The sequence below is a fragment of the Litorimonas sp. RW-G-Af-16 genome, assembly GCF_048319245.1.
Classification (GTDB): Bacteria; Pseudomonadota; Alphaproteobacteria; order Caulobacterales; family Maricaulaceae; genus Litorimonas.
Genome location: NZ_CP166993.1, coordinates 207,630 through 232,336 on the forward strand (window position 1 = coordinate 207,630; position 24,707 = coordinate 232,336).

General features: G+C 53.0%; 25 protein-coding genes. 11 read left to right on the forward strand and 14 right to left on the reverse strand.

Features of this window, described 5'->3' with window-relative positions; genetic code table 11:
* Positions 1 to 2 precede the first annotated feature (2 nt).
* Entirely contained in the window at positions 3 to 362 is a 360-nt protein-coding gene (locus AB8615_RS00925) for a fatty acid desaturase (protein ID WP_418152520.1), read from the reverse strand.
* Complete coding sequence (locus tag AB8615_RS00930) at positions 259 to 1,122, reverse strand: hypothetical protein (protein WP_418152521.1); 864 nt, start codon at positions 1,120 to 1,122, stop codon at positions 259 to 261. The genes AB8615_RS00925 and AB8615_RS00930 overlap by 104 nt, the downstream gene beginning before the upstream one ends.
* Before the next feature lie 179 nt (positions 1,123 to 1,301).
* Between AB8615_RS00930 and AB8615_RS00935 the strand changes: the two genes are divergently transcribed.
* From AB8615_RS00935 to AB8615_RS00955, 5 genes are read left to right on the forward strand one after another with little or no spacing between them, the layout of a single operon-like run.
* Positions 1,302 to 1,916: a TetR/AcrR family transcriptional regulator gene (locus AB8615_RS00935; RefSeq protein ID WP_418152522.1), complete on the forward strand. Its 615-nt coding sequence runs from the start codon at positions 1,302 to 1,304 to the stop codon at positions 1,914 to 1,916.
* Positions 1,917 to 1,924: 8 nt separating this feature from the next.
* Entirely contained in the window at positions 1,925 to 3,907 is a 1,983-nt protein-coding gene (locus tag AB8615_RS00940) for a TonB-dependent receptor (RefSeq protein WP_418152523.1), read from the forward strand.
* Between the two features lie 17 nt (positions 3,908 to 3,924).
* A complete protein-coding gene (gene prfA, locus AB8615_RS00945) occupies positions 3,925 to 5,001 on the forward strand; it encodes a peptide chain release factor 1 (RefSeq protein ID WP_409433080.1) in 1,077 nt (358 codons plus the stop codon).
* Between the two features lies 1 nt (position 5,002).
* Positions 5,003 to 5,311 (forward strand): antibiotic biosynthesis monooxygenase, encoded by a 309-nt coding sequence (locus AB8615_RS00950; protein WP_409433081.1) that lies wholly within the window; start codon positions 5,003 to 5,005, stop codon positions 5,309 to 5,311.
* Positions 5,312 to 5,370: 59 nt separating this feature from the next.
* A complete protein-coding gene (locus AB8615_RS00955) occupies positions 5,371 to 5,688 on the forward strand; it encodes a hypothetical protein (protein ID WP_418152524.1) in 318 nt (105 codons plus the stop codon).
* On the opposite strand, the gene phoB is transcribed toward AB8615_RS00955, so the two are convergent.
* Complete coding sequence (gene phoB, locus AB8615_RS00960) at positions 5,685 to 6,374, reverse strand: phosphate regulon transcriptional regulator PhoB (RefSeq protein WP_409433083.1); 690 nt, start codon at positions 6,372 to 6,374, stop codon at positions 5,685 to 5,687. The two genes, AB8615_RS00955 and phoB, sit on opposite strands and share 4 nt — an antisense overlap.
* A gap of 97 nt (positions 6,375 to 6,471) precedes the next feature.
* A complete protein-coding gene (locus AB8615_RS00965) occupies positions 6,472 to 7,869 on the reverse strand; it encodes a sensor histidine kinase (RefSeq protein ID WP_409433084.1) in 1,398 nt (465 codons plus the stop codon).
* A 231-nt stretch (positions 7,870 to 8,100) separates the two neighbouring features.
* Here AB8615_RS00965 and AB8615_RS00970 point away from each other — a divergent pair, with 231 nt between their 5' ends.
* The 5 genes from AB8615_RS00970 (at position 8,101) to AB8615_RS00990 (ending at position 16,665) form a co-directional block, all read left to right on the forward strand.
* On the forward strand, positions 8,101 to 9,564 hold the full coding sequence (locus AB8615_RS00970) for an efflux transporter outer membrane subunit (RefSeq protein WP_409433085.1): 1,464 nt from the start codon (positions 8,101 to 8,103) through the stop codon (positions 9,562 to 9,564).
* Between the two features lie 8 nt (positions 9,565 to 9,572).
* Entirely contained in the window at positions 9,573 to 11,033 is a 1,461-nt protein-coding gene (locus tag AB8615_RS00975) for an efflux RND transporter periplasmic adaptor subunit (protein ID WP_409433086.1), read from the forward strand.
* Between the two features lie 2 nt (positions 11,034 to 11,035).
* Positions 11,036 to 14,266: an efflux RND transporter permease subunit gene (locus AB8615_RS00980; protein ID WP_418152525.1), complete on the forward strand. Its 3,231-nt coding sequence runs from the start codon at positions 11,036 to 11,038 to the stop codon at positions 14,264 to 14,266.
* 43 nt (positions 14,267 to 14,309) lie between these two features.
* Positions 14,310 to 16,388 carry a M13 family metallopeptidase gene (locus AB8615_RS00985; protein ID WP_409433088.1) on the forward strand — a complete coding sequence of 693 codons (2,079 nt, stop codon included), beginning with the start codon at positions 14,310 to 14,312 and terminating at the stop codon, positions 16,386 to 16,388.
* A 67-nt stretch (positions 16,389 to 16,455) separates the two neighbouring features.
* The gene (locus tag AB8615_RS00990) at positions 16,456 to 16,665 is read left to right on the forward strand and encodes a dodecin (RefSeq protein WP_409433089.1); all 210 of its coding nucleotides are present in this window, start codon (positions 16,456 to 16,458) and stop codon (positions 16,663 to 16,665) included.
* Positions 16,666 to 16,817: 152 nt separating this feature from the next.
* Here the strand turns inward: AB8615_RS00990 and AB8615_RS00995 are convergent, their stop codons facing one another.
* The 3 genes from AB8615_RS00995 to ctrA all read right to left on the reverse strand — a co-directional run bounded on the left by AB8615_RS00995 (position 16,818) and on the right by ctrA (position 19,432).
* On the reverse strand, positions 16,818 to 17,798 hold the full coding sequence (locus tag AB8615_RS00995) for a GNAT family N-acetyltransferase (protein WP_418152526.1): 981 nt from the start codon (positions 17,796 to 17,798) through the stop codon (positions 16,818 to 16,820).
* A 126-nt stretch (positions 17,799 to 17,924) separates the two neighbouring features.
* The gene (locus AB8615_RS01000) at positions 17,925 to 18,374 is read right to left on the reverse strand and encodes a hypothetical protein (protein WP_418152527.1); all 450 of its coding nucleotides are present in this window, start codon (positions 18,372 to 18,374) and stop codon (positions 17,925 to 17,927) included.
* 362 nt (positions 18,375 to 18,736) lie between these two features.
* A complete protein-coding gene (gene ctrA / locus AB8615_RS01005; protein ID WP_026942254.1) occupies positions 18,737 to 19,432 on the reverse strand; it encodes a response regulator transcription factor CtrA in 696 nt (231 codons plus the stop codon).
* Between the two features lie 255 nt (positions 19,433 to 19,687).
* On the opposite strand from ctrA, the gene AB8615_RS01010 reads away from it, so the two are divergent.
* Positions 19,688 to 20,062, forward strand: coding sequence for a flagellar export protein FliJ (locus AB8615_RS01010; RefSeq protein ID WP_409433092.1), 375 nt, complete (start codon positions 19,688 to 19,690; stop codon positions 20,060 to 20,062).
* A gap of 95 nt (positions 20,063 to 20,157) precedes the next feature.
* Here the strand turns inward: AB8615_RS01010 and AB8615_RS01015 are convergent, their stop codons facing one another.
* From AB8615_RS01015 to AB8615_RS01045, 7 genes are all read right to left on the reverse strand, one after another.
* Positions 20,158 to 21,456 (reverse strand): AMP nucleosidase, encoded by a 1,299-nt coding sequence (locus tag AB8615_RS01015; protein ID WP_418153115.1) that lies wholly within the window; start codon positions 21,454 to 21,456, stop codon positions 20,158 to 20,160.
* Positions 21,402 to 21,623 (reverse strand): hypothetical protein, encoded by a 222-nt coding sequence (locus tag AB8615_RS01020; protein WP_418152528.1) that lies wholly within the window; start codon positions 21,621 to 21,623, stop codon positions 21,402 to 21,404. The genes AB8615_RS01015 and AB8615_RS01020 overlap by 55 nt, the downstream gene beginning before the upstream one ends.
* Before the next feature lie 95 nt (positions 21,624 to 21,718).
* On the reverse strand, positions 21,719 to 22,042 hold the full coding sequence (locus AB8615_RS01025) for a hypothetical protein (protein ID WP_409433094.1): 324 nt from the start codon (positions 22,040 to 22,042) through the stop codon (positions 21,719 to 21,721).
* On the reverse strand, positions 22,039 to 22,596 hold the full coding sequence (locus AB8615_RS01030; RefSeq protein WP_409433095.1) for a sigma-70 family RNA polymerase sigma factor: 558 nt from the start codon (positions 22,594 to 22,596) through the stop codon (positions 22,039 to 22,041). The genes AB8615_RS01025 and AB8615_RS01030 overlap by 4 nt, the downstream gene beginning before the upstream one ends.
* A 9-nt stretch (positions 22,597 to 22,605) precedes the next feature.
* Positions 22,606 to 23,274 (reverse strand): EF-hand domain-containing protein, encoded by a 669-nt coding sequence (locus tag AB8615_RS01035; protein ID WP_409433096.1) that lies wholly within the window; start codon positions 23,272 to 23,274, stop codon positions 22,606 to 22,608.
* A gap of 100 nt (positions 23,275 to 23,374) precedes the next feature.
* Positions 23,375 to 24,070, reverse strand: coding sequence for a MinD/ParA family ATP-binding protein (locus AB8615_RS01040; RefSeq protein ID WP_409433097.1), 696 nt, complete (start codon positions 24,068 to 24,070; stop codon positions 23,375 to 23,377).
* 236 nt (positions 24,071 to 24,306) lie between these two features.
* Entirely contained in the window at positions 24,307 to 24,579 is a 273-nt protein-coding gene (locus AB8615_RS01045) for a DUF1153 domain-containing protein (protein WP_409433098.1), read from the reverse strand.
* Positions 24,580 to 24,707 lie beyond the last annotated feature (128 nt).

The window sequence follows — 24,707 nt, forward strand, 5'->3', positions numbered from 1 at the left end:
CGTTACATATCCAACGTCAAGACTTTGGACATATCCCCGTCCACATTCGCTAGCACACGCGGGTCCATGACGCGGCGAAAGAGCGGCGGAACATAGCCGATCATATTCATCGCCATATACCCAAATGGCAGTTGCGGCGCGTCTTTGAATGTCCGCAAGTTCTGATAATGGCGCGTTGGATGGGCGTGATGATCGGAATGACGTGCGAGATTATAAGACGTCAAATTTGTCACAAGTTGATTGCAATTCCAGCTATGTTCAGGCTGGCACGGGACATATTTTCCGTTGGGTCGCTTCTGTCTTAGTAAGCCATAATGCGCGAAATAATTCTGCGAACTTAACGCCATGACAGAGATCACCATGGCGATGACCAAGTAGGGAATTACGGCCAGGATCGAGCGCTGCTATCACGGCGCCGTAGATCATAATTTGCATCAGCGTGCAGGCGACAACTTCGTTGCGCAGCGAAAATTTCGAATAGCCCTTGCGGCGGGCGCGCTCGCTTTCAATCGCCCAAGCCCGTTTCCACCCGCCAGGATATTCGCGCAGGATAAAGGCCCAGTAACTCTCGCCAAACCGCGCCGTCGCGTGATCTTCTGGCGTCGCTACAGCGGAGTGATGGCCGCGATTATGCTCAATCCGAAAATGCCCTAAAAAGCTAGGCGCCAGCATTAGCAGCGCTATCCATTTAGAGATTTTATCCGTCTTGTGGCCTGTTTCGTGTCCTGCATTAATCGCGAAGGCTAGGCCCCAACCATGGGCAATCGCCAGCGCAATATAAGCATGGACGGGCAGGGGATGGCTGACGACAAACCATGCCCCGATCACCCATGTCAGGTAAATCAGCGGTAGCAACATATGCACCATGAATTGATAAAAACGGCTCATCTCCGCCGCATCTTCCATCAGGCCGAGCAGGTCATGTGTGTCCTCCCCGATCAGGGCGTCCAGCAGCGGCATAACTATGTAAAACATCGCCACAGGCAACCAAGCAAACCACGCATTTCCGCTCATCCATATGGTCACCACGCCCAGAAGTGGCGTGAGGGGAAAGAGCAGCGAGACCAGCCAGAGGTGGCGTTTGGCGCTACGGAACCGTGCGAAGGATAGTGTGTTGGCCATGATGAACTCCTATTGATAAATGTATCATTAGTCGCTGTTGATAAAACTGTCAATAGTTATTGATAAAAACATCAATAATAAAGCTGCGGGGATTTGACGTTTGAGTTTTATCTGTGATTTTCAGCGAATCTAGGTCATATAGAGGACTATGCTTTTCTCGGATCATGACGATGGATAAGATGCAATCCACACCCGCCTGCGGAACGGATGCGGCGCGGGCAGGTCGACGTGGCCGCCGCCTCTCGCCCGAAGCGCGGCAGCAGCAACTTCTTGATTGTGCGATACAAGCCTGTGCGCAGATTTCAGTCGACCGCATTGGTCACGGCGATATTGCCAAGCTCGCCCATGTTTCAACGGCAACAGTCTTTAATTATTTCCCAACCCGCACGGCGCTGATCGAGGCTGTGCTGGGGGAGATTACGGCATTGGTCGAGGGGCTATTTGATCAATTCACCTCCATGCCAAATTTTGACGCTCTTCCACCTGCGCAGCAATTCTTGGGTCTGGCCGCGACTTATAACAATATGATCGCGACGCAACCGCAGGCGATCAAGGCGTTCCTGAATTGGTCAGTGACATTTAATCCCGATGTCCGACCGCAATATCTGGCGTTTCAAGATCGCGTATTGTCCCGCCTAACCGAGGCTCTGCCCGCGATTGTCAGGTCTGAGCAGGATGCGCGGATTATCTACGGCGCGGCGAATATGTTTGCGACCATGCGGATTGACGGCGCGAGTGAAGACGTCCTGACAGGCTTCATTGCGCGTCTGTCTGATGCGTTTTTGCCCCATTAATTGAGACTGTGAAACGCTTTCTACCATGGCTTTTGATCAGCTGCTCCACGGCCGCTTGGGCGCAGGATATGGATGACGTGATTACAGTTTACGACACGCGGCGCACGACATTGAGCGCGCCGTTAAGTGTGGATTTGATCAATGGTTCCGAGATCGACACGACCGCGCTAGTCCATCCTGCCGAATTGCTCAACCGTGTGGCGGGCGTGAATATCCACCGTGGTTCGGGCCAAGAGCATCTGACAGCGATCCGCTCTCCCGTGCTGGTCGGCGGGGCTGGGGCAGGGAGCTTTCTTTACCTCCAAGACGGCGTGCCGCTGCGCGCAGCGGGGTTTGCTAATGTCAACGGCCTGTTCGAGGGCGGGACAGAATTCGCGCGCCAAATCGAAGTCATCAAAGGCCCCGGACCCGCGACTTACGGTTCCAACGCCGTCCACGGCTTGATCAATATCGTGTCGCGTGACGTTGATAATTATCGCCGCCTTAAAGTCATGGGCAGCGACCGTGGCTTTGCCAGTGTGCAAGCGATTGTGCCTGTAAGTGATGGATTTCAAATCGCCTCGTCACTGACCCATGATAGCGGCTTTCGCGAAAATAGTGGTTTTGATCAGCAAAAGATCGAGTTGAAATATCAGGGCAGTTTCGGCCACCAATGGGACGTTGACTGGCTGACGGCATTTAATAATTTGAACCAAGAAACGGCGGGGTTCTTGCAAGGCGACGACGCTTATCTAGACGACGATCTTCGCTTTACCAATCCAAACCCCGAAGCGTTCCGCGACGGTAAATCCTACCGCACGCAAGCACGGTTTGAGCGGTATGTCTTGGACGGCCAAACAAAGCTTGCCCTCACGCCCTATGCTCGCCGTGCCGAGTTGCGCTTCCTCCGTCATTTTGTGCCAGGGCAAGCGTTGGAGAAAAACGCGCATAATTCAATCGGGCTGCAGACTGCGCTCTATAAGGACGATGATTACAACATCGGTGTGGACGTCGAATATAGCGAAGGCTCGCTCTATGAATTTCAAGCCAATCCAACTCGCTTTTCTTTCACGCAAGGCTTGCATTACGACTATGACGTAAAATCTTTTGTTGGCGCGGTCTATGCAGAAAAAGACGTAAGGCTGGCGGATGACCTGATCCTCGATCTTGGCCTACGCGCGGAATATACCTCCTATGACTACACCAATAATGCCAGTGTGGGCGTCAGTGGGCGTTTCATTCGGGTAGGGGATCGCAAGGATGGCTTCCTCACCGTGACGCCGAAAGCCAGCCTGCAATATATTGCGAGCGATCACGTTCGCCTCTACGCCCGCGCTGCCAGAGGCTCCCGCGCCCCGCAAGTCACGGACCTCTATTCTGTGCAACAAAATCAAGTTGCAGGCGAGGCGGATGTTGAGACGCTGGACAGCTTGGAAGCAGGGCTGAAATGGCGCGACGGTAACTGGCAGGTGGAACTGGCGGGTTTCACAATGTGGAAGGATAATTTCTTCTTCCGCAACGCCAACGGATTTAATGTCGTCAACGGCAAAACTCGTCATGTTGGGGCAGAGCTCAGTTTTTCAGGTGCTCTCACTGATTGGCTAAGCGTGTCGGGCGATGGGACACTCGCGAAACATACCTATGATTTCACCTTGGACGAAGGCTCACCCGCGAATAATATTACCTCTGGTGACCGCGTTGATACGGCGCCAAACACCCTCGCCCATATGCGCCTGACAGCGCGCCCATCATCGTCTCTGATGGCCGAGATTGAATGGCGGCATATGGGCAGTTATTTCACCAACCCTGGCAATACGGCGAGTTATCCCGGTCACGATATTTTCGTGCTGCGCAGCAGTTTTGATGTTTCGTCAGAGGTGAGTATCTTTGGCCGCGTCGATAATCTCTTCGATGCTCGCTATGCTGACCGCGCTGATTTTGCCTTTGGCAATGAACGCTATTTCCCCGACCGCCCCCGAACCGTGTTTTTAGGCTTGTCGTCTGAGTTCTAAGCCCTTATCTCGGCGCCATGCTTATCCCTGATCAAAAACTCCGCCAAGTCGTCGACCGCTTCGAACAAATCGAGGCGCGGATGGGCGCGACCATGGATAGCGACGAGATCGTCCAGCTTGGCAAAGACTATGCTGAGCTGCGCCCCGTGGCGGAAGGTGTGCGCAAATTGATGGCACTGCGCACTGAGATGAGCGAGTTGGAAACTATGCTCGAAGACCCAGAGATGGGCGCAGACATGCGCGAAATGGCAAAGGACGAATTACAATCTCTCAGAGAAGGCCTACCCGCGATTGAAAAAGAGGTCTCGATCCTCCTCCTGCCCAAAGATAAAGACGACAACGCCTCTATCGTGCTGGAAATCCGCGCGGGGACAGGCGGGGACGAAGCGGCGATTTTCGCGGGCGATCTGTTTTCCATGTATTCGCGCTATGCCTCGCTGCAAGGCTGGAAGGTCGAAATCGAGTCCGAATCTGAAGCAGATATGGGCGGGTATAAAGAGATCATTGCGTCGGTATCGGGTAGTGGTGCCTACGGAAAGCTCAAATACGAATCGGGCGTCCACCGTGTGCAGCGCGTGCCTGTTACGGAAACGCAGGGCCGTATTCACACGTCCGCCGCCACAGTCGCCGTTCTGCCTGAACCCGAAGATATTGATATTGGCTTTTCCATGGGCGATGTCCGTGTTGACACGATGCGCGCGTCGGGCGCAGGTGGGCAGCACGTCAATAAAACAGATTCTGCCGTGCGCATGACTCATGTGCCAACGGGCGTCGTCGTCGTTTGCGACGCAAAGTCTCAACATATGAACCGCGCCAATGCCGAACGTCTGCTCAAGATGAAACTCTATGATATGGAAAAGCAACGGGTGGATAGTGAACGCGCCGAAGAACGCGCGGGACAGGTTGGCTCTGGCGACCGGTCTGAACGCATCCGCACCTATAATTATCCGCAAGGCCGCGTCACCGATCACCGCATCAACCTGACGCTCTATAATCTCGATAAAATCGTGGCAGGCGACGCCCTGTCCGATGTCACTGACGCCCTGATTGCGGAAGACCAAGCCAATAAACTCGCGGCGATGGAGCAGGGGTAGCGTGTACGCGGTCTGTTACCGCTTTACCGTTATTGATGCCGCTGATGCGGAGGAATTTGTTGCGCTGTGGTCGGGCGTGACGGAGTATTTCAAAACCCATTGCGGAGCGTTGGGATCACGCCTACACCAGACGGGCGACGCTGAATTTTTCGCTTATGCGCAATGGCCATCTCAAGCCGTGCATGACGCGGCGAGTGATCACGAAGTCGGCCAAGATTTCGTCAAAATGCGCGTGCGGTGGTCAGAGATCGCGCACCCCACAGAGGTCGTATTTGCTGGCGATGTGGCGGCCAATTTATTTAATTCATGACTACGTTTAAAACGACTATTGTATACATCCTTGCTGCATTTTTCTTTGCGGCTGGGATTATGCATTTTGTTCACGTAGACAGTTTTGTGGCGATTGTGCCGCCGCTATTTCCCCTTCCCAAATTAATTGTGTGGGTCACAGGGGTGATGGAATTAATTATGGCCGTGATGATTTTGTGCCCCCATTACCGCGCGAATGTGGGCGTGATATTATCGCTCTACTTGCTCGCTGTGCTGCCCGCAAATATCTATATGGCGGTGGCAGAGATAGGCTTTGGCGATATAGTTACAAGTCAAGGCGCGCTTTGGTTTCGCGTATTTTTGCAATTCCCGCTGATCGCGTTGATCCTCTGGGCCACGCGCCCCGCCAAGTCCTAACCCGCAATTTCAAAGGCGTAGCCCGCGCTGCGCACAGTGCGGATAGGATCAGTTTTTCCAGGGGATTTCAGCGCTTTGCGGAGCCGCCCAATATGCACATCCACCGTGCGCGCTTCCACATAGACATCGCGCCCCCAGACTGCATCCAGTAATTGCTCGCGCGAGAAAACACGGCTGGGATGGCGGATGAAATGATCCAGCAGGCGAAATTCTGTCGGGCCCAGATGAATTTGTTTGTCGCCGCGGCGCACCCGAAACGCTTGTGTGTCGACTTCAATATCTCCCATTTTCACAACGTCGTCGAGCAAGCTAGGTTGCGCCCGACGGAGCAAGGCGCGTGTGCGGGCGAATAATTCTGGCATCGAAAACGGCTTCACCATGTAATCATCCGCGCCGTAATCAAGGCCCGTAATGCGGTCACTCTCATCGCCACGCGCCGTGATCATAATGATCGGTGTATTTGTCGTATTCTTGCGCCGCCGCAACCGTCGACAAACTTCTACCCCTGATAATTTTGGCAGCATCCAGTCCAACATAACGAGGTCTGGTGTCCGCTCTTCCGCCATCAGCAAAGCCTCTTCACCGTCCATAGCGATACCCGTTTCAAAGCCTTCTTTGTTGAAATTATATTCCAGCAAAGTTGCCAAAGCGTCTTCGTCTTCAACGATCAGAACATAGGGTTTCATCGGGTCGTCCTTGTGGTGCACGTGTCATTATCGCCATTACACCTAAGCGATCTACGTATGACTTTTATATCATTTCTATGACAGTTTTACGACAGCCTTAATCGGACGAGGTCTCCGCCATGAGGAGAATGGAAAAGTCTGTGCCTTTGCCACGCGTGCTTCGGATATAAAGCCCGCCGCGATGACGTTTGACGATATGTTTGCATATCGCGAGTCCCAAACCTGTGCCTTTTTCCTTCGACGATAGATCGCCCGCGACTCTATAAAACCGTTCGCCAAGGCGGGAAATATGCTCTTTCGCAAAGCCCGGCCCATCGTCTGATATTGTGACAAGCCAAGCGGGGAGAGGCGAGGGCGGGGCGTTGACGATACGGCGGCTATGGGCGTCATCTGCCAGCCTGCCGTCCTCAAATGCCCGCACAGGGCTCCACTGCTCTAATCTTCGAATTCGGACAGAGACATGGCTGCCTGACGGTGAAATTTTTACCGCGTTTTCGATCAGGTTCAAAAATAACTGTACGCACTCATCTTGCTTGCCGCGCACGAGCGCTTTCTTCTCGCCTGACGCGCGGTAGGCGACGACGATCTCGCGCTTGTCAGCCAAGGGTTTGACCGCTTCGATCGCGGTCATAATGGCCAAGTGGAGATCGCTGATTTCTGATGGGGCGATGTTCTCTGTCTGCTCAATACGGCGCAGGGAAAGCAAGTCGTCAATTAAACGCTGCATGCGCTCGGCCTGTGTTTTCATAATACCGAGAAACTTTTCCTGAGCGACAGGGTCGTCTTTGGCATGGCCGCGGAGGGTTTCGATATAGCCCATAAGAGACGCAATCGGCGTTTTTAATTCATGGCTGGCATTCGCCAAAAAATCCGCACGGCGGGTCTGTTCCAAATTAATTTCTGTCACATCATCAAAGAAGACAAATGTCATGCTGTTACGGGCTTGGCGGCCAAAGCTTTGGGCCTTTGAAAATAGCAGCCGAATATATTGCTCACGGGGGTCCTCAATATGCAGCATCAGCGGCTCTGGCTCATAGCCCGCTAAAGCCCGCGAGAGGCGTCCTTCTAGTTCAGAGTGGTTGACCGAGTTAGAGAGAGGCTTTCCGACTGCGCCGATATTGACTAATTCCTGGGCCAGCGCATTGGCGTGAATGACCGTGTGGTCGCGGTCAGTGATCGCGATGGCAAAGGGCAGGTTATCAATCAATTCCTCGGCCATCTTCAACACGTCTGTATTGTCATGCTCCAAGGTCAATTTGCGCAAGGCTTCGGACTGTCGTTTTCGTAGACTCCAATACAAAAGCATGGCTGCCCCAAAAAGCGCCAACACGGCTCCCGTTGCGGAGAGGGGGGCATTGGTAATAATGCCCATGATGAAAATCGACAACAAAGACAGGCTACAAATAATCAGAATATCCTGATTTTCCAAAAGATTGGTCTCACCCCTCACCGTGGTCTTTGGCGCAGAGCGCAGGGGTGAACTATCTGACGACATGCTTTGTTAAAGCGAATAAGACGCGCCGTGACAAGCTACGAATTTTATAGTCCGCAACACTGTAAAAATACCAAATCCTTACCAATAATTAGTCCGTTAGCCGCCATATCAGCGTATAAACATGTCTGTGACACATAGTTGAAGGGCGTTCAGTAATTATTGTTTATCAATAAAAATTCGTTGACTTTCGGAATGAAATCTCGCATAGCGGGGCAAATGAGGAGATAAACCATGCGCCCAACGACCGGGTTATTGTTAGTGCCGTTATGGCTGACGGCCTGTGCCACGCCAAATTTCGGGCCAGAGGCGACGATTGTCACCCCTGCCGCGACTGTTCCTGTGCCGTCAAATTGGGTGGAGCCCGCACCAGATGCGCTCCCCAATGCGGATTGGGTTGCCAGCTTTTCGGATGCACAGCTCAATGCCTTAGTCGCGGAAGCGGTCAGTGAAAATAAAAATATCGGCGCGGCGAGTGCCCGGTTGGATGCGGCGCTAGCGCGGGAGACAATCGCGGGCGCGGATCGTAAACCCACCCTGTCTTTATCCTCCCGTGTGTCGCGCACAGAAAATGTGGATGACTTTTTTGACGACCGCACAACGCTCTCGACTGGTTTAAACGCATCTTGGGAGCCTGACCTTTGGGGGCGTATCCGTGATACGATCACAGCGAGCGAATTAGAAACGGAAGCCACGGCAGCCGATGTCGCGGGTGCAACTCTATCGATCGCAGGGCAAGTGTCCCAAGCGTGGTTTGATTTGATCGAAGCCCGTTTGCTGACGGAATTATCTTTGCGCGATGTGGAGACGCAGGAACGCGCGCTTCTCTTGACGCAGCGCCGATTTGAAGGCGGCGTGACGGGCAGTTCTGACGTGCGTCTAGCGCGGTCGTCTGTTGCCAGTGCGAAAGCGCTACAAGCGCTGCGCGAGCAATCTAAATCTGCGATCACGCGGCGCTTAGAAGTGCTGCTGGCCCGTTATCCCTCAGAGGAAATTCAGGCCGCGCGGGATCTGCCGGACCTGCCGCCGCTGACAGGCGCATCTGTGCCCGCCGAGGTCTTGGCTCGCCGCCCAGACTTGTTGGCACTCGAAGCGCGTCTGGCTGGGCAGGGCATACAGATTGATCAAGCCCGTAAAGCGCTCCTGCCGCGGCTGACCTTGAACGGTGACACGACCTTGAATGGCACAGGCATTTCTAGCTTTTTTGATCTGGACGCTTTGGCCGCTACTTTGGTCGCGAACCTAACCGCGCCAATTTTCCAAGGCGGTCGGATTAAGGCAAATATAGAACAGCAAAAGGCGCTCTTGCGTGCGCAATTAGAGACATATGCGGGGGCTGTGCTGACGGCCTATCTCGAAGTTGAAAATGCGTTGGATGCCGAGAGCCGTTTGTCCGAACGCGAGGCCGCTCTACGCGTGTCGCTGGACGAGTCGTTAAAGGCAGAGGAGCGCTTGGAGTTGCGCTACACTGAAGGCCTCGCGACAATTCTGCAGCTTCTTGATGCGCAGTCACGCCGTCTGTCTGCGGAAGGGCAATTAATTGGCGCGCGGAAAGAACGGCTCGCCAATCGTGTGCGGCTTCACGTTGCGCTAGGCGGCGGTGAGTATGGCGAGCTACCAGCAACGCCAGTTGATACGGCCAGCAACATAACGTATTCTCCGCTCACACAGATTTTTAAATCCGATCAAGATAGTTAGATCACTCTATGACCAACCAAACTTACACGCCTTCGCCGAGCTATGACGCGCCGCAGCAAGGTGGAGTTTTGCGTAAAATCCTAATGATCGCGCTGCCAATTTTGATCGTTATCGGTTTTATCGTCCTGACAATCGTCGTGATTGCGCTGAACAAAAAACCAGAAGAAAAGAAGCGCCCATTTACGCCCCTCGCGGTGATGGCGGATTATGCGCGGACCGAGGATGTGCAGCTTTCGATCGCGACTCAGGGTGAAGCCCGTCCACGCACGGAGATTGATCTCGTGCCGCAAGTGGGCGGAAAAATTGTTTATGTCTCACCAAATTTCCTCGAAGGCGCTCTGTTCAAAAAGGGTGAAACTCTGATCAGGATTGAAGATGCAGATTATAACGTGGCGGTCATTCGCGCCCAGGCCAATGTCGCACAAGCGGAGCAAGTGCTTGTGCGCGAGATGGCGGAGGGTGAAATCGCGCGGCAGGATTACGAAGAGCTTGGGCGCGGCACGCCGTCGCCACTCGCGCTCCGCCAGCCGCAGCAGCAACAGGCCAAAGCCGCTCTGATGGCGGCCGAAGCTGAGTTAGAAAGCGCCAGATTGCAACTGACCCGCACCGCTGTTCGCGCTCCGTTTAGCGGACGAGTTCGTAGCAAGGCTTCTGACCTTGGCCAATTCGTCAGCCCTGGCTCACGGCTGGGTCGGATATTCTCGACCGACATCGCCGAAGTGCGCTTGCCCCTGACGGATGAGGATTTGTCCAAGATCGATTTGCCCATCGCCTATAACGCTACCTCGCGGGAAACCGCCCCGCGCGTGGAAATCAGCGCCACTGTGGGCGGTCAGAGACAAACCTGGGACGCGCGCATTATGCGCACGGATGCGACCTATGATACGCAAACGCGAGCATTATTTGCCATTGCCGAAGTTGCTGACCCTTACGGCGAAGGCGCCTCTGATAATGGCGTACCGCTCGCACCGGGGCTTTTTGTTGACGCAAAAGTGAATGGTCGTTTGTTTGAAAACATGATTGTTATTCCGCGTGACGGCTTGCGGCCCGAAGACGAAATCTATGTGGTAGACGATAAAGGCAAAGTGGAAATCCGCAAAGCCAATGTCTTGGATACGAATATGGATCGCGCGGTGTTGCGCTCTGGCGTGACAGACGGTGAATTAATTGTGCTTTCGCCCATGGAGAAATCGCGCACATCCATGACGTTGAAAGTCTTGGACGCGCGCAATCCGCAAACCGTCTTGGTTGACCCACCAGAGCCCGAGTGGATGAAGAACAAAGATGCCGCATCTGAGAGTGACAAGAAAAAGGGTAAGAAAGCTCGCGGCAAAAAAGGCGGCGAAGACAAGCCGCTCAAGCGGACACAGGACAAAGAGCCTGAAACAGACGAGACTGATACAGATACAGATACGAGTGATAGTGCGAACGCCGTTTCGGCAGACGTCAAAACAACCAACGGAGAATAGACATGAGAGGTTTACTAGCCTGGTTTGTTAAGAACCCCGTTGCCGCCAATTTGATGATGTGTGCGCTCTTTGTCATGGGCGCATTTGGCTACATGAACCTTGAGCGGGAATTTATTCCGCAAGCGACGATTAACGGCATGAGTGTCAGCGTTAGCTGGCCAGGTGCAAGCCCGCGCGACGTCGAAGAGCAATTAATTGTATGGATCGAAGAAGCTGTCGATGGGTTGGATGGTATTGATTATATTGAAGCCACTGCCCGCGAAGGCTCTGGCAATGTCAATATCCGCACCAAGCTGTCTGTCGATTATGAGAAAATGCTGGATCAGGTGAAGGGGCGTGTTGATGCCATTCAAAACCTGCCGCCCGACGCTTTTCGTCCGCAGATTTTCCGTTGGGATCAACGGCCTGATATTATGTATCTCGCGCTTTACGGTGATGTTGATCGGCTGACCCTGCAACGCGCCGCCACGGAATTGCGGCTGGAATTGACCAAGCTCACGGGGCTGCAACTGACAGAGCAAATTTCTAAAGTGCCAGAGCAGGTCACGATTGAAATCTCCGAAGATGAGCTTCGCCGCTATAACCTGACATTCTCCCAAGTGGCGCAAGCGATTTCTGGCACGTCGATCAATCAATCAGCGGGAACGGTTGAAACAACAGGCGGAAATTTACAACTTCGCGCGCGCAATCTCGCCAATTCCCAAGCTGATTTTGAACGCATCATTGTGCGCCAAACGCCAGAAGGCGGCGTGGTGCGGGTGAAAGATATTGCCAAAGTCATTGACGGGTTTGATGACGATAAATTCTCCGCCTCATTCCGTGGGAAACCTGCCGCTGTCTTCCAAGTCCTTAGCCCCGACACCATGAATATCACGGCGGCGGGCGAGGCTATTCGTAAATTCGAAAAAGAGATCAACGAAACCCTTCCGCCTGATTTGAAATTCGGAATCTGGTTTGACGGCTCGACCATGTTCGATAGCCGCATGAATTTGATCAGCAGCAATGCGCTTTCTGGTATGGCGCTCGTGTTGATCATACTGATGCTATTCCTGCGCCCCGCCGTCGCCATGTGGGTCACGATCGGGATTGCAGCGGCCTTCGCGGGCGCGCTGGCGATTGCGCCGTCTATCGGTATTACACTTAATATGATCTCGCTTTTCGCGTTTTTGCTTGTCATCGGGATTGTTGTCGATGATGCGATTGTGGTGGGCGAGAGTATTCATTTGCATAATGAAAACGGTATTATCGGGCCGCGCGGCGCTGTGGCTGGCGGCACTATGGTGATGAAGCCTGTCTTTTTTGCCGTGATCACAACCATCATGATGTTCGTGCCGTTTATGTTGATGTCTGGCCCGATTAGTGAGATTTTCTCGCAGATCAGCCTGGTCGTGATCGCTGTCCTTATCTTCTCGCTCGTCGAGGCGTTCTTTATCCTGCCAGCGCATTTGCGCCATCTCAAGCCGATCCACCCCGAAGAGCAAGGCAAGTTTATGCGTTTCCAAACACGGATCGCCGAGAGCCTTGTCACTTTTGCGCGAGAAAAGTTTCGCCCTGTCATCGCGATGGTGATTAAGTTTCGTTACGTCACATTGTCGATCTTCATGGGCTTGATGGCGATGGCTGTTATGCTCTTGCAGGCTGGGATTGCGCCTAGCGCGATGCTACCCGAAGTCGAAGGCGACATGATCCAATTCAATGCGCGTTTCCCCGAAGGCACGACCTTTGAACGCCTTGCCCAAGTGAAGGCACAAGTGGATGCAGGCGTTGCGGAATTAAATGCAAACTACGAAGCGGACTTTGGTATTGATACGCCCCCGATTGAAAACCCCGGTATGATCACCGAGGGCCGCTCTGTTGAAGGTTTCTTGGGATTATCCAGCGGTGATACGCGGCGGGAAGTGTCGACGAAGATGATCGCGGATAAGCTCGAAGAATATGTCGGGCCAATTCCTGATGCCTACCGCGTTAATTACGGCACGACTCAAGGGCCAAATTCTGGCGGTGGCGGACTTTACTATGGTATCACATCATCCGATCCCGAAGCGCTCAAGACAGCGCTGCTTGAGTTGAAGGCCGAGATTGAAACGTATAATTCTGTGCCGCGCGCGTGGGATGGTTTGGAAAGCTCTGCGCGGGAAATTCGGTTTGTGATGAAGCCCGGCGCGGAAACGCTTGGCATCACGCTACAAGATGTCAGCCGCCAAGTGCGTGAGGCTTTTTATGGCCGCGAAGTGCAACGCTTACCGCGAAACGGCGAAGATGTGCGCGTCATGGTGCGTTACCCGCGTGAAGCGCGCGAGAGTATTGATAGCCTGAAAGAGCTACGCATCCGCGGCGCGAACGGAGTCGAAGTGCCGATTTATTCTATTGCCGAAGTCGAATTTGCAGACGGTGTGGGCCGCATCCAACGTCGTGACCGTAAGCAAGTAAATTATACAGGCGCGCGCGTTCGCGGCGATCAACAAGAAGTCGCGCGGATCAAAAGTGATCTGGACGAGAATTTTTTCCCGCAATGGGAACTTCGCCACCCGCGCGTGTCGCGCATTCAAGTCGGGGATGACGAGCTAGAGACGACGTTTATGAGCGAGCTAAAAGTGTCGCTGATTGCGATCCTGTTTATGATGTATGGTCTGTTGGCGATCGCGTTCCGATCCTATGCACAGCCGCTCTTGATTATGGTCGCCATTCCGTTTGCATTCATTGGTATGATTTTCGGTAATATCGTGACGGGCGTGCCCTTTGGCATGATGAGCCTGTTCGGCTTTTTCGCAGCGTCAGGCGTGGCGGTGAATGATAACCTTGTGCTGATTGATTACGTGAACCGTTTGCGGGACAAAGGCGTTGGCGCGTATCAAGCCATGCTAGATGCCTGTGTCGCGCGGTTCCGCCCGATCTTGTTGACCTCTGTCACGACCTTTATCGGTATCACGCCGATCTTGTTTGAGACATCTACCCAAGCGGAATTCTTGAAGCCTATGGTCGTCGCGCTGGCCTTTGGGGTCTTGTTTGACTTCTTCTTGACCCTGATGTTAGTGCCCGCCATGTACGGTATTGGTGTCGATATTACGCGTGTTTTCCGCAGCCTGTGGCGCGGTCAAAAGCAAGAGGGCTTTGGCAGCCAATATGACCCGAATGTGGTTCTGGCCTTGGATGATATGGACGTCGCAGACGTTTCGCCGACGACGCCCAACCCACAAACAGGGGGCGGCCTCACCGCCGAGCCTGCAGAATAATTCGCCAAATAATTAAATGAAAATCTGAATAACGGAGACAACTATGACAATGACGAAGTTTATGGGCGCGAGCTTTATCGCGCTGACGCTCAGCCTATCAGCCTGTGGCAATAAGACGGAAACTGGCGACAGCTCAACGACCGAACAAGGTATGGTTGACGCTAAACCTACGCTAGGCACATTTGGTGTCGCGCTGGAGAACATGAATACAAGCGTTAAGCCAGGTGATGATTTCTTTGCTTATGTAAATGGCGGCTGGCTCGACACGATGGAAATTCCCGCTGATAAATCCAGCTATGGCAATTTCACCAAGCTCCGCGATTTATCAGAAGACCGCGTGAAATTAATTATCGAAGAGGCGGCCGAGACTGACGCGCCTCTGGGCTCCAATGAGCAGAAGATCGGCGACCTCTACGCAGCGTTCATGGATCAAGAACAGATCGAAGAGCGCGGTCTTGCACCTATTCAAGCTGATCTTGACCGTATTCGGTCGCTATCAAGCAAGACTGAGCTGACAAAATTCATGGCGGAGCCAGGTATCCCTGTTAGCTCGCCTATCGGATATTGGGTGTCGCCCGATGCGAAAAATCCGACTGAGTATATCGTCTATATGACACAATCAGGCCTCGGCATGGGCAATCGAGATTACTATTTCGACGAGGGCGAAGAGGCGGATGCTAAACGTGATGCCTATGTCAAATTCCTGACGATCATGTTGTCAGAAGCGGGCTTGGACAATGCAGAAGCGCGGGCCGACAAAGTCATGGCATTTGAAACGGCTCTCGCGGAACATCACTGGGATAATGTCAAACGCCGCAATCGCAGCCTGACTTATAACAAGATGACGATGGACGAATTAGAAGCTTACGCGCCTGGAATTGAGTATGACGTCATGCTCGACGCGTCTCTCTTAGGTGATCAAGATACATTTGTTGTACGCGAAAAAGATGCATTTAAAGGCATCGCCAAAGTCATGGCCGACACAGATCTGGACGTCCTGAAAGACTATATGACCAAGAGCTATATGTCCTCCATGGCGTCTTATCTGCCCAAACGGATCGACGATGCGAGCTTTGATTTCTACTCCCGCACCATGCGCGGAACCGAGCAGCAGCGCGACCGCTGGAAGCGCGGCGTGAGCGTGATCAATGGTCAAATGGGCGAGATTGTTGGCAAGGTTTATGTCGATAAATACTTCAAGCCAGAGGCCAAAGCGCAAATGTTAGAGCTTGTTGAAAACCTCCGGGCGACCTTCAAAGAAGGCATCGATAATCTGGAGTGGATGGGCGAAGACACGAAAGTGCAAGCGCAAGATAAGCTCGCGAAATTTAATCCGAAGATCGGTTATCCTGATAAATGGACAGATTATTCCGAACTACAAATTGATCGGGATGACCTGGTAGGGTCCATTAAATCCGCCAGTATTTGGAGCTGGAAAGATGAGATTTCTAAACTCGGCGGCCCGATTGATAAGGACGAGTGGGGGATGAACCCACAAACGGTCAATGCGTATTACCGCCCGGACCTGAACGAAATCGTCTTCCCTGCTGCGATTTTGCAAGCGCCATTCTTTGATCCCGCCGCTGATCCGGCTGTCAATTACGGCGGTATTGGCGCAGTTATCGGCCATGAAATGGGCCACGGATTTGACGACCAGGGTCGCAAAACCGACGGCGACGGAAAGCAGCGCGATTGGTGGACGAAGGAAGACGGCGAAGCGTTTGAAGCCCGTTCCAAAGCGCTAGTCGAGCAATATAATCAATTCGAGCCGCTGCCCGGTGTGTTCGTCAACGGCCAGCTTGGCCTCGGCGAAAATATTGGTGACCTGACAGGGATTACCATGGCCTATAAAGCCTATAAAAAATCGCTGAACGGCGAAGAAGCTCCAGTGATTGACGGCTTTACAGGTGATCAGCGTTTCTTCCTCGCATATGGTCAAATCTGGGCACGGAAATTCCGTGACGAGGCGATGAAGACGCAAGTCAAAAACGGCCCTCATAGTCCCGGTAAATACCGCGCGAACGGGATCGTTCGTAATTTCGGGCCGTGGTATGACGCCTTTGATGTGCAACCCGGCGACGCGCTCTATATTGCGCCCGAAGATCGCGTCAAAATCTGGTAATGATTTCATGGAACCTTGCAGTCTCTGCGGGGTTTCTTTTTATGTAACTACATCAGGAGAGAGAGATATGTCAGCCGATACTTACGCCATTTCCAAAATCGTTGGGACGTCCAAGAAATCTATCGAACACGCCATTGAAAACGGCCTTGCCACAGCGGCCGAGAGCGTGCGCGGCATGAACTGGTTTGAAGTCATTTCAACACGCGGTTATATCGAGGAAGGTAAAGTCGCCTATTATCAAGTGACCCTTGAATTTGGATTTAAATACGACCGCTAATCGCGGAAGTTAATTAGGCGCGGCGGAGTGTTCTGACCGCGTCTATCATTGCACGCGCACGACCTGAAAAATCATCTTCACACGCTGCTATCTGGCTATAACGGCGGCGCAATTTGCCAGGGATATCGGCAAGCGCATTTTCGCCCCAGCGCTCAGTTGCGGCGTATAATTTTGACGCATGTGAGGCGGGCTTCGCTGACTGGCACATAGCCAGAGACCACGCGCTGTCCATCTGTCGCATATTGGCGTTTATAGCCATCCGTCCCAGCCCCCAAATCAATCCGAGAATAGCCCAAACCCTGCGCGGCATCGATCATGCCTTCAAGCAGTTGTATGCCTGGCGCGAAGCTGTGGAACTCGCTATCGTAAGCGACGATCCAACTGTGAAAGACGTTTCCGTCGGTCAGCCCTAAATCGATCGCGGCTAGACGATCTCCAAAATAAAGTGCGTGCATGTCATTGCGCAGCGGCGCATCTGGCCCGCGCTCCCATAGGCGACGGATCAGGCCCATCGTCCAATCGGCGGACAGGACGTTATATTTTCCTGTCTCGACAAACTTCTCGACTTTCCATTTGATCAAGCTTTGAAACACGTCAATATCTCGCGAACCGTGAACGAAGCGGCGCGGGCCAAATTCCTCCTCCGCTTTGCGGATGCGACGGCGCGTTGATTTCATGTGTCGGGAATAGCTGCTATCCCGGGTAGTGCGCCAAGCTTCGGCTGTATCGGGCAGCTCTAGCGCGGCTGTTTCCAGTTCGGACAAGATGTGCGTCGCGCTCATCGCTTCGGTATCGATAGCTGAATTAAAATGCAGCGCCCCAATAGATGTGCCGTCCAATAGCTCTGCATAGGTCACGCCGCCTGCGCTGATAATCCCGTGATAATCAGACATAGGCGCCCCGACGGGACGCGCGAAACGATCGCCTTGAATAGGGAGAAACGCTGCAGCTTTGCCGTTATCATAGCGGCACACAACCCGCACATCATCACGCAATGCGCCTATTGTGCTTGTGTAGTCAGGATGGAAATAGGGGCTGATGAGGGCAGGGTTACCGTCGCGCAGGCATGACCACGCCGCCCAATCGGCCTCGGTCATGGCGTCCACCGCCTTGATCACCGTTTCTATTGACATCAAATTATAGCAGCCATCGGCTGCTCCCAAACCTTCAATTCAAAAGCAGGGATAGCAGAGAATGGCTAAGACGCTGTTAAAAGGCCGCGAGGGTTTCGAGGAGGGTCGCCCTCGCGACCAGTTCAGTTATTTCATCGTGATTTCGTGCATCATATATTCGCCCGTAATCGTATGAATATCAGGATAGGTCTTCGTGACTTCGCGAGACTTTTTCACATTTTGCGCGCCCCATTCCTTCATAAAGGCATCATATTTTGCCTTTGAGGGAGCAAGGTCTGCGGTATTTTTGTATTGTATGACCAAGATCATATTAAACTCACCGCTGACAGGCAGGGCGCTGGCGTAAATCGCGTAGTCTTCAATATGGCCGAGTTTCTTGGCGACTTCATTGGATGCGACCCATGTGCCTTTGAGCCCTTCGAGGTAATAATCCCCCATATTCGCGTCGACTTTGACAGTTGTCACGCTGGAGACAGTATCGCTGATGTCGTAATCTTTGTAAGTTTCGAGTTGCGCGAAGGCAGGTTGAGCGAAGGCGATCATGCCTAAGGCAGTCAGTGTTGATAAAATTTTCATGGTTGCGTCCCTTATGAAGTGGCAAAATTGCCATGATGATGCTGGACGAATAGCCCGAGCGCCATCGCGCGCGATATGCACGTCAGAAAAGAGCTTAGGCTAGAATTAATTTCGGATGTGTCGTCCATGATTACGATTCACATCGCAACTTTACGGACTGTAACAAATCGGATTCGCGCCCAAACCCTGTGCAATGACCTAGGGTGAATGTAGGTGCGAGTCTACGCGGCCCAAGTTGTATATATTACACGTGCGTTAAAAGCCGAGGGGAGTTTATGGCGCAGAAAAAAACCCCGCTGGCAAGGCGGGGTTCATTTGGCAGACGTGGGAGGACGTCTTGGTATCAGCCCAGAGGGCGGCGCTTATGCGCTCATTTTATCTTTGGCAGGATCGCGTAGCACATAGCCACGGCCCCAAACGGTCTCAATATAGTGATCACCCTGTGTCGCAGATGCCAATTTCTTGCGCAGCTTACAGATAAACACGTCGATGATTTTTAGTTCTGGCTCGTCCATACCGCCGTAAAGGTGGTTCAGGAACATTTCCTTCGTCAGAGTTGTACCCTTCCGCAAGGAAAGCAGTTCTAGCATTTGGTATTCTTTACCGGTCAGGTGAACGCGGTGATCACCGACTTCAACCGTCTTGGCGTCGAGGTTCACTTTAATATCGCCTGTTGTAATCACAGACTGGCTGTGACCTTTAGAACGGCGGACAACAGCGTGGATGCGGGCAACCAGCTCGTCTTTGTGGAACGGCTTGGTCATAAAGTCATCTGCGCCAGTGCCGAGGCCGCGAACTTTGCTGTCAATGTCGGACGTGCCGGACAGGATAAAGATTGGTGTATTGACCTTTGCCATCCGCAAAGTCTTTAAAACGTCGAAACCAGGCATATCGGGGAGGTTTAGGTCCAGCAATATAATGTCATAGTCGTAAAGTTTGCCGAGATCGACGCCTTCTTCACCCAGATCGGTGGTATAGACATTGAACCCCTCGGATTTTAGCATCAATTCGATGCCTTGTGCTGTTGCACTATCATCTTCAATTAAGAGAACGCGCATAATTTTTCCCTCCCAGGCGAATCACTATCCCGTAGCCGTCGGGATATGGTTAATGGAACACTAGCCATATGTGAATCCCGTAAATCAAGTGTTAACAAGATTAACCATTATGACAAGAAAGATAGTTAACGCGTCGAAACCTCTATAAACCTATTTTAACCACGCTCCTTTACGCGCTTTAAAGCCTAATCCCGTATGAACAACGCAATGAGGGCAAAGCCCCATAATAGTGGTGAACCGGGTGAGGGATACAAAATGGCACATTCTATGGAACGTAATGTTCAACAAACACGCTTTGCGATCGCAGATTTACAGAAGCGTATCGCAGTCTTGGAAGCAACGCGCGAGGATCTCGAGCGTCAAATCCGTAAGTTAAACGACTCTGTCCCAGAGGACGAAGTCGATCCAAATGCACAACGCGAAGGCTATGTCGCCTACGGCTCTTACGCGCAGTCTGTGATTGCTCGCAAAGAAAACCTCCGTCGCTCGCTAGGCGATATTGGGGTGCAGACATCTGATCTGGCCGCTGATCTGCGCGTTGCAATGGACGCGCTCGATAGCTTTGAGCGTATTCGCGCACGTCGTCTGGCCGCTAAAGCGGAAGCAGAAACGCAACGCCGCGCTGGCTAACACAATAATGAATGAGGGGCGCAACCCTCACCAATAATGGAAAAACCCGTCTCGTGGGAGTGGCGGGTTTTTTTATGTCTGGGGGTATGCGGTGGCTAGCGGAAGACGGGATCGTCCAGACTGCGCAGTTTGCGGGAGTGAAGTGTGCCGGAATTGGCCGCGTCTTTGAGGATCGCCATGGTCTCCAGCCCGATCTTCAGATGTTGCGCCACCCGCGCGCGGTAAAATTGCGCGGCTTGCCCTGGCAATTTGATCTCGCCGTGAAGCGGACGATCCGAGACGCAGAGTAATGTCCCGTAAGGCACGCGGAAGCGGTAGCCATTGGCGGCAATCGTCGCGCTTTCCATATCAATCGCAATCGCGCGGGATTGATTAAGGCGCATGCGCAGGTCGGTATAGCGCATTTCCCAGTTCCGATCATCGGTTGTCACAACTGTGCCCGTGCGCACATGGCGTTTCATTTCCTGTCCTGTCAGGTCCATGACGTCAGAGATCGCTTGCGTCAGACCGATCTGCACTTCGGCAATCGTCGGCAGCGGAATTGCGACAGGCAAGACTTCGTCCAGCACTTGATCATCGCGCAGATAGGCATGGGCCAAGACGAAATCACCCAGCGTTTGCGTTCGCCGCAGTCCGCCGCAATGCCCGAGCATCAACCAGCAATGCGGGCGCAGCACGGCGACGTGATCTGTGATCGTCTTTGCATTGGACGGCCCAACGCCGATATTTATCAGCGTCACGCCTTGGCCGCCTTCTTCCATGAGGTGATAGGCAGGCATTTGCGGGAGTTTATAGGCGGGATCGGGATTGTAGTCTTCGCCGTTTGTAATGATGTCGTGGCCTGGGCTGCTAAACCCCGTGTAGCCTTGATCGGCCCCAACCACACGCCGGGCATGTTCGATGAACTCATCAACATAGCGCTGGTAATTGGTGAAGATCACGAATTTCTGAAAATGCTTTGGGTCTGTTCCCGTATAGTGGCGGAGGCGTTGTAGCGAGTAATCGGTGCGCAAAGCGGGAAAGAGCGAGAGCGGGAGCGGCTCGTCACTGGAATGTTCGTCCACACCGTCCGCTATATCATCATGAATATGTTTCAGCGCGGGCAGGGCGAAATGCTTGCCAATATCTTGAGACCGCGCTTCGGTCAGGTTAAAATCTGACGGATCAATCGCGAAGGCGACGGGAATATCGTGATCGGAATAGCCGACATAATATTGAATGTCGTAAGCGGCCTCTAACTGCTCAAGCTGCCCTTGAACGAAGTCGACGAAAATATCTGAGGCTGTGATCGTTGTGCCGTACCAGCCCGCGCCGCGCACACTGACAAAACCTTGCAACATCATACCGTCTTCTTTCGGCGTCCCAATGTATAGAAGAAGATAGGGATAGGTGATGCGCGGGCCAGGGGGCGTTCGCCCGTCTCGGCGTAAGTTTTGAAGGCCGTATTTAAATCCGTAATCGCTTCATCATATAAAGCGCACAGCGCATCCGTGACATCTGCAGGCGATTTATAGCGCGTTAAGTCATCAAAAAAATGGGGCGGGCTACCAAGCTCGTTCAAAATACACCTCTTCATATCTGTCGTTTTTATAAAATTACGCAGATATAAAGTGTGGCGCTTGGGAAATAAAGATAAATCGACGGCTATTTTTGGGGCTAGCCTTCGCCCTCTGGCTCCGCATAAACCCAGTCATGCAGCTCAGAAAACCCGCCATTATCAGCCAACATTTCCCACTGCTCGTCCTCGGTCAATTCGGGTGTGGAGAGTGTCGACACGCCGATGAATATAACTGCGATCAGGCACGCCGCCACAGCCGTGACGGTGCGCCAGTTGAACTTCCGATCATTGGCGGCAGTTATCGTCTGCGGCGCCGCAGCGGCTTTCGCTAGAATATCAGCGGCTAAATCTCCGCGCGGCGCGGGCGCCTGCAGCGTGTTCAGCACGGCGTCTAATGTCTTATCAGAAGATGTCTTGGTCATATCACGTCTTGCTCTCTTAATGTCATCAGCCGGTCTTTTAATCCGCGCCGCCCGCGCGATAGAAGGGATTCGTAAGCTTTCTCCGACACGCCTAAAATGGCCGCGCCTTCTTTCTGGGACACCTCTTGATAATAAGATAAAGAGATCGCCGCACGTTGTGTATTTGGCAAAGAATTTAGCGCGTCCCGCACTAAGCCTGCCGTGTCCGACTGCGCGACACTCGCATCCGCAGAGGGAGAAGTGTCGGAGACCTCCGGCACGTCATCTGTATAGATCGGCCCTTTTTTGCGAAGCTGGTCTAAGCAATTATTGGTCGCGACACGCCGCAGCCACGTTAACATACGGGCCTCGCCCTCACGCCAATTCGGGGCCGCCTGCCAAAGCTTGAGAAAGCTATCTTGCGCAACGTCTTCGGCCAGCGATCGGTCGCCGAGCATGTAATAGCCAAGCGCGTGAATCTTGCCCAGATGTCGATCCATCATCGCGGCCAAGGCAGCGGACTGCCCGGCTCGAAGGCCTGGCAGAAGGTCAGCATCAGGATCGATGTGGGCCACGCGGAAGGTCTATCGACCCCCACCGCGATGGCCACCACGTTTACCGTGCTTACCTTTGCGGCCTTCACCTTTGACCAGCTGGCCATCGCCATTGGCATCCATGCGAAGGAACATAGCGTCAGACGCAGTTAGGTATTCGGCTTTGGAAATCATTCCGTCGCCATCTGTATCAAACCGTGGCCCGCGCGGGCCTTTGCGTTCGCCGCGCTTACCATCTTTGCTACGCTTCATTTTATCGCCTTTAGCGCCGCGTTCAGCTTTGCGCGCGGCCCGCATGGCTTCGCGTTCAGCCTCCGAGACTTCTCCGTCGCCATTGGTATCGGCTTTCGCCTTGCGTTCCGCCATCTTCGCTTTGCGCTTTTCCATGCGAGCTTCATTTGCTGCCTTAATTTCGGCCTCCGTCAGCACACCGTCGCCATTGACGTCTTGGCGGGCAAAGCGTTCTGCCATTTTCGCGTCGCGACGTTGCTCCCGCATCGCGGTCTGCTCATCTTGATTGAGGAAGCCATTGCCATCTGCGTCAGCCGCGTCAAAGCGAGCATTAGCGGCCGTCGTGAATTCGATTTTTGTCACCACATTATCGCGGTTTAGATCAGCCTTTGGGGATTGGTTGGCCGCAATCAGTAATGCGCCTGTGCCAGCCAATAAAGCCAGTTTCGTATATTTAGAGAATGACATTTTTGTCTCCTATGTCGTTTACAATACAACAAACGGAGCGGCGCGCAAAATCCTGCGCAAAAAATGCAGTGACTTTAAAATTAGGCCGTGAGGCGCGGTGTTAAGCGACCGCTGTGCGGGCAATAACTTCGCGCATTTGATCCAGCAAACGCGGCTCTATATGCAGGTCTTTCTCGTGACCCGCATAAGGCGGCGGTGCACCGAGGTGATCGCGGATAGTCTCAGATAGCATTGAAGATGTTTCCGCCGCGTCCGCAACATTGCCTGTGCTGACGACTAGCGGATCAAATTTGGGCGCGCGGCGACGGATCGCATCGAGCATCCAATAGGCGCGCATAAAGTGATCACCCTGCGTATCATATGTCATAACACTCGCATCAGACGCCCCCGCCAAGCGAATATGGGCAGGCGTGCAGCCCTCGGGTGGCAACACAAAAACCCAATCGTAAGAGAGTGACAACGCCGCCAAGCTCCCCAATGCATCATCCAGCGTGAGCGCGCCTGTTGAGGTTGCCGTGAAGTGTTCATTTGACGTGATATACATCGCGTCCCTCAGCGGGGCATCCGCATAAACAACGTCCGCTAATGTGCGGTTATAAACGATACCAGCCGCTTTCATCATGCGACCATCACAGCCATCGAGCATCAGGACAGTTTCGCCAAAGCTCGCGGCTTTGCGGCCGAGCCGAAGGGCAAGTTGATATGATGTCTCGACATCGCCGCTAGGGCAGAACATGCTGACCATGCGCCCCGCAGGCTGATGATCTTGCTGCAAAATATTTTGTCTCTGGGCCATAATTAGGCGCCCCACTTTTCACTTAATACCACCGGGCTTTTCGCCTCTCATGATAGCTATAGGGGAGGGGTCTAAATGTTTCGCCAAGAAGCGTGGTAAATAGCGCTTAACTAGAATGAAGCGAAATTAATTGGGATGAAGAAAGTCCAAAGGTTTGGATCAGTAAGAGTATAAAAAAGCCGCCTTGCAGAGGACAAGACGGCTTCATCAAATTGACTTTGGGGGGAGCTAATTAATTAGCGGTATTGTTGAACCCGTGTTGTCCGAAGTCCGGCAATACCGTGGCTTTCAATACTGCGCTGCCACGCCATGAATTCCTCGGATGTGAGACCGTAACGATCACATGCGCCTTCAAGGGTCAGGAGGCCACCACGCACGGCGGCGACAACTTCTGCCTTGCGGCGAATAACCCAACGCACCGTATCGGGCTTGGGCAAATCGGCCAATGTGAGGGGCGTACCCTCTGGGCCAATAACAACATTTTCTCTCTTTAGTCTGCGCTCTGACATTAGGTTGAACCCTTATTATCTTCGCCCGTCCACCTCAGGCTCTTTTTCTTGAAAACTTATTTAGGTGAGGTGTCTTAAAAAGAGTTTAAGCCTTGTTAGAAAAATGCAATAAAATCATGTGTTTACGA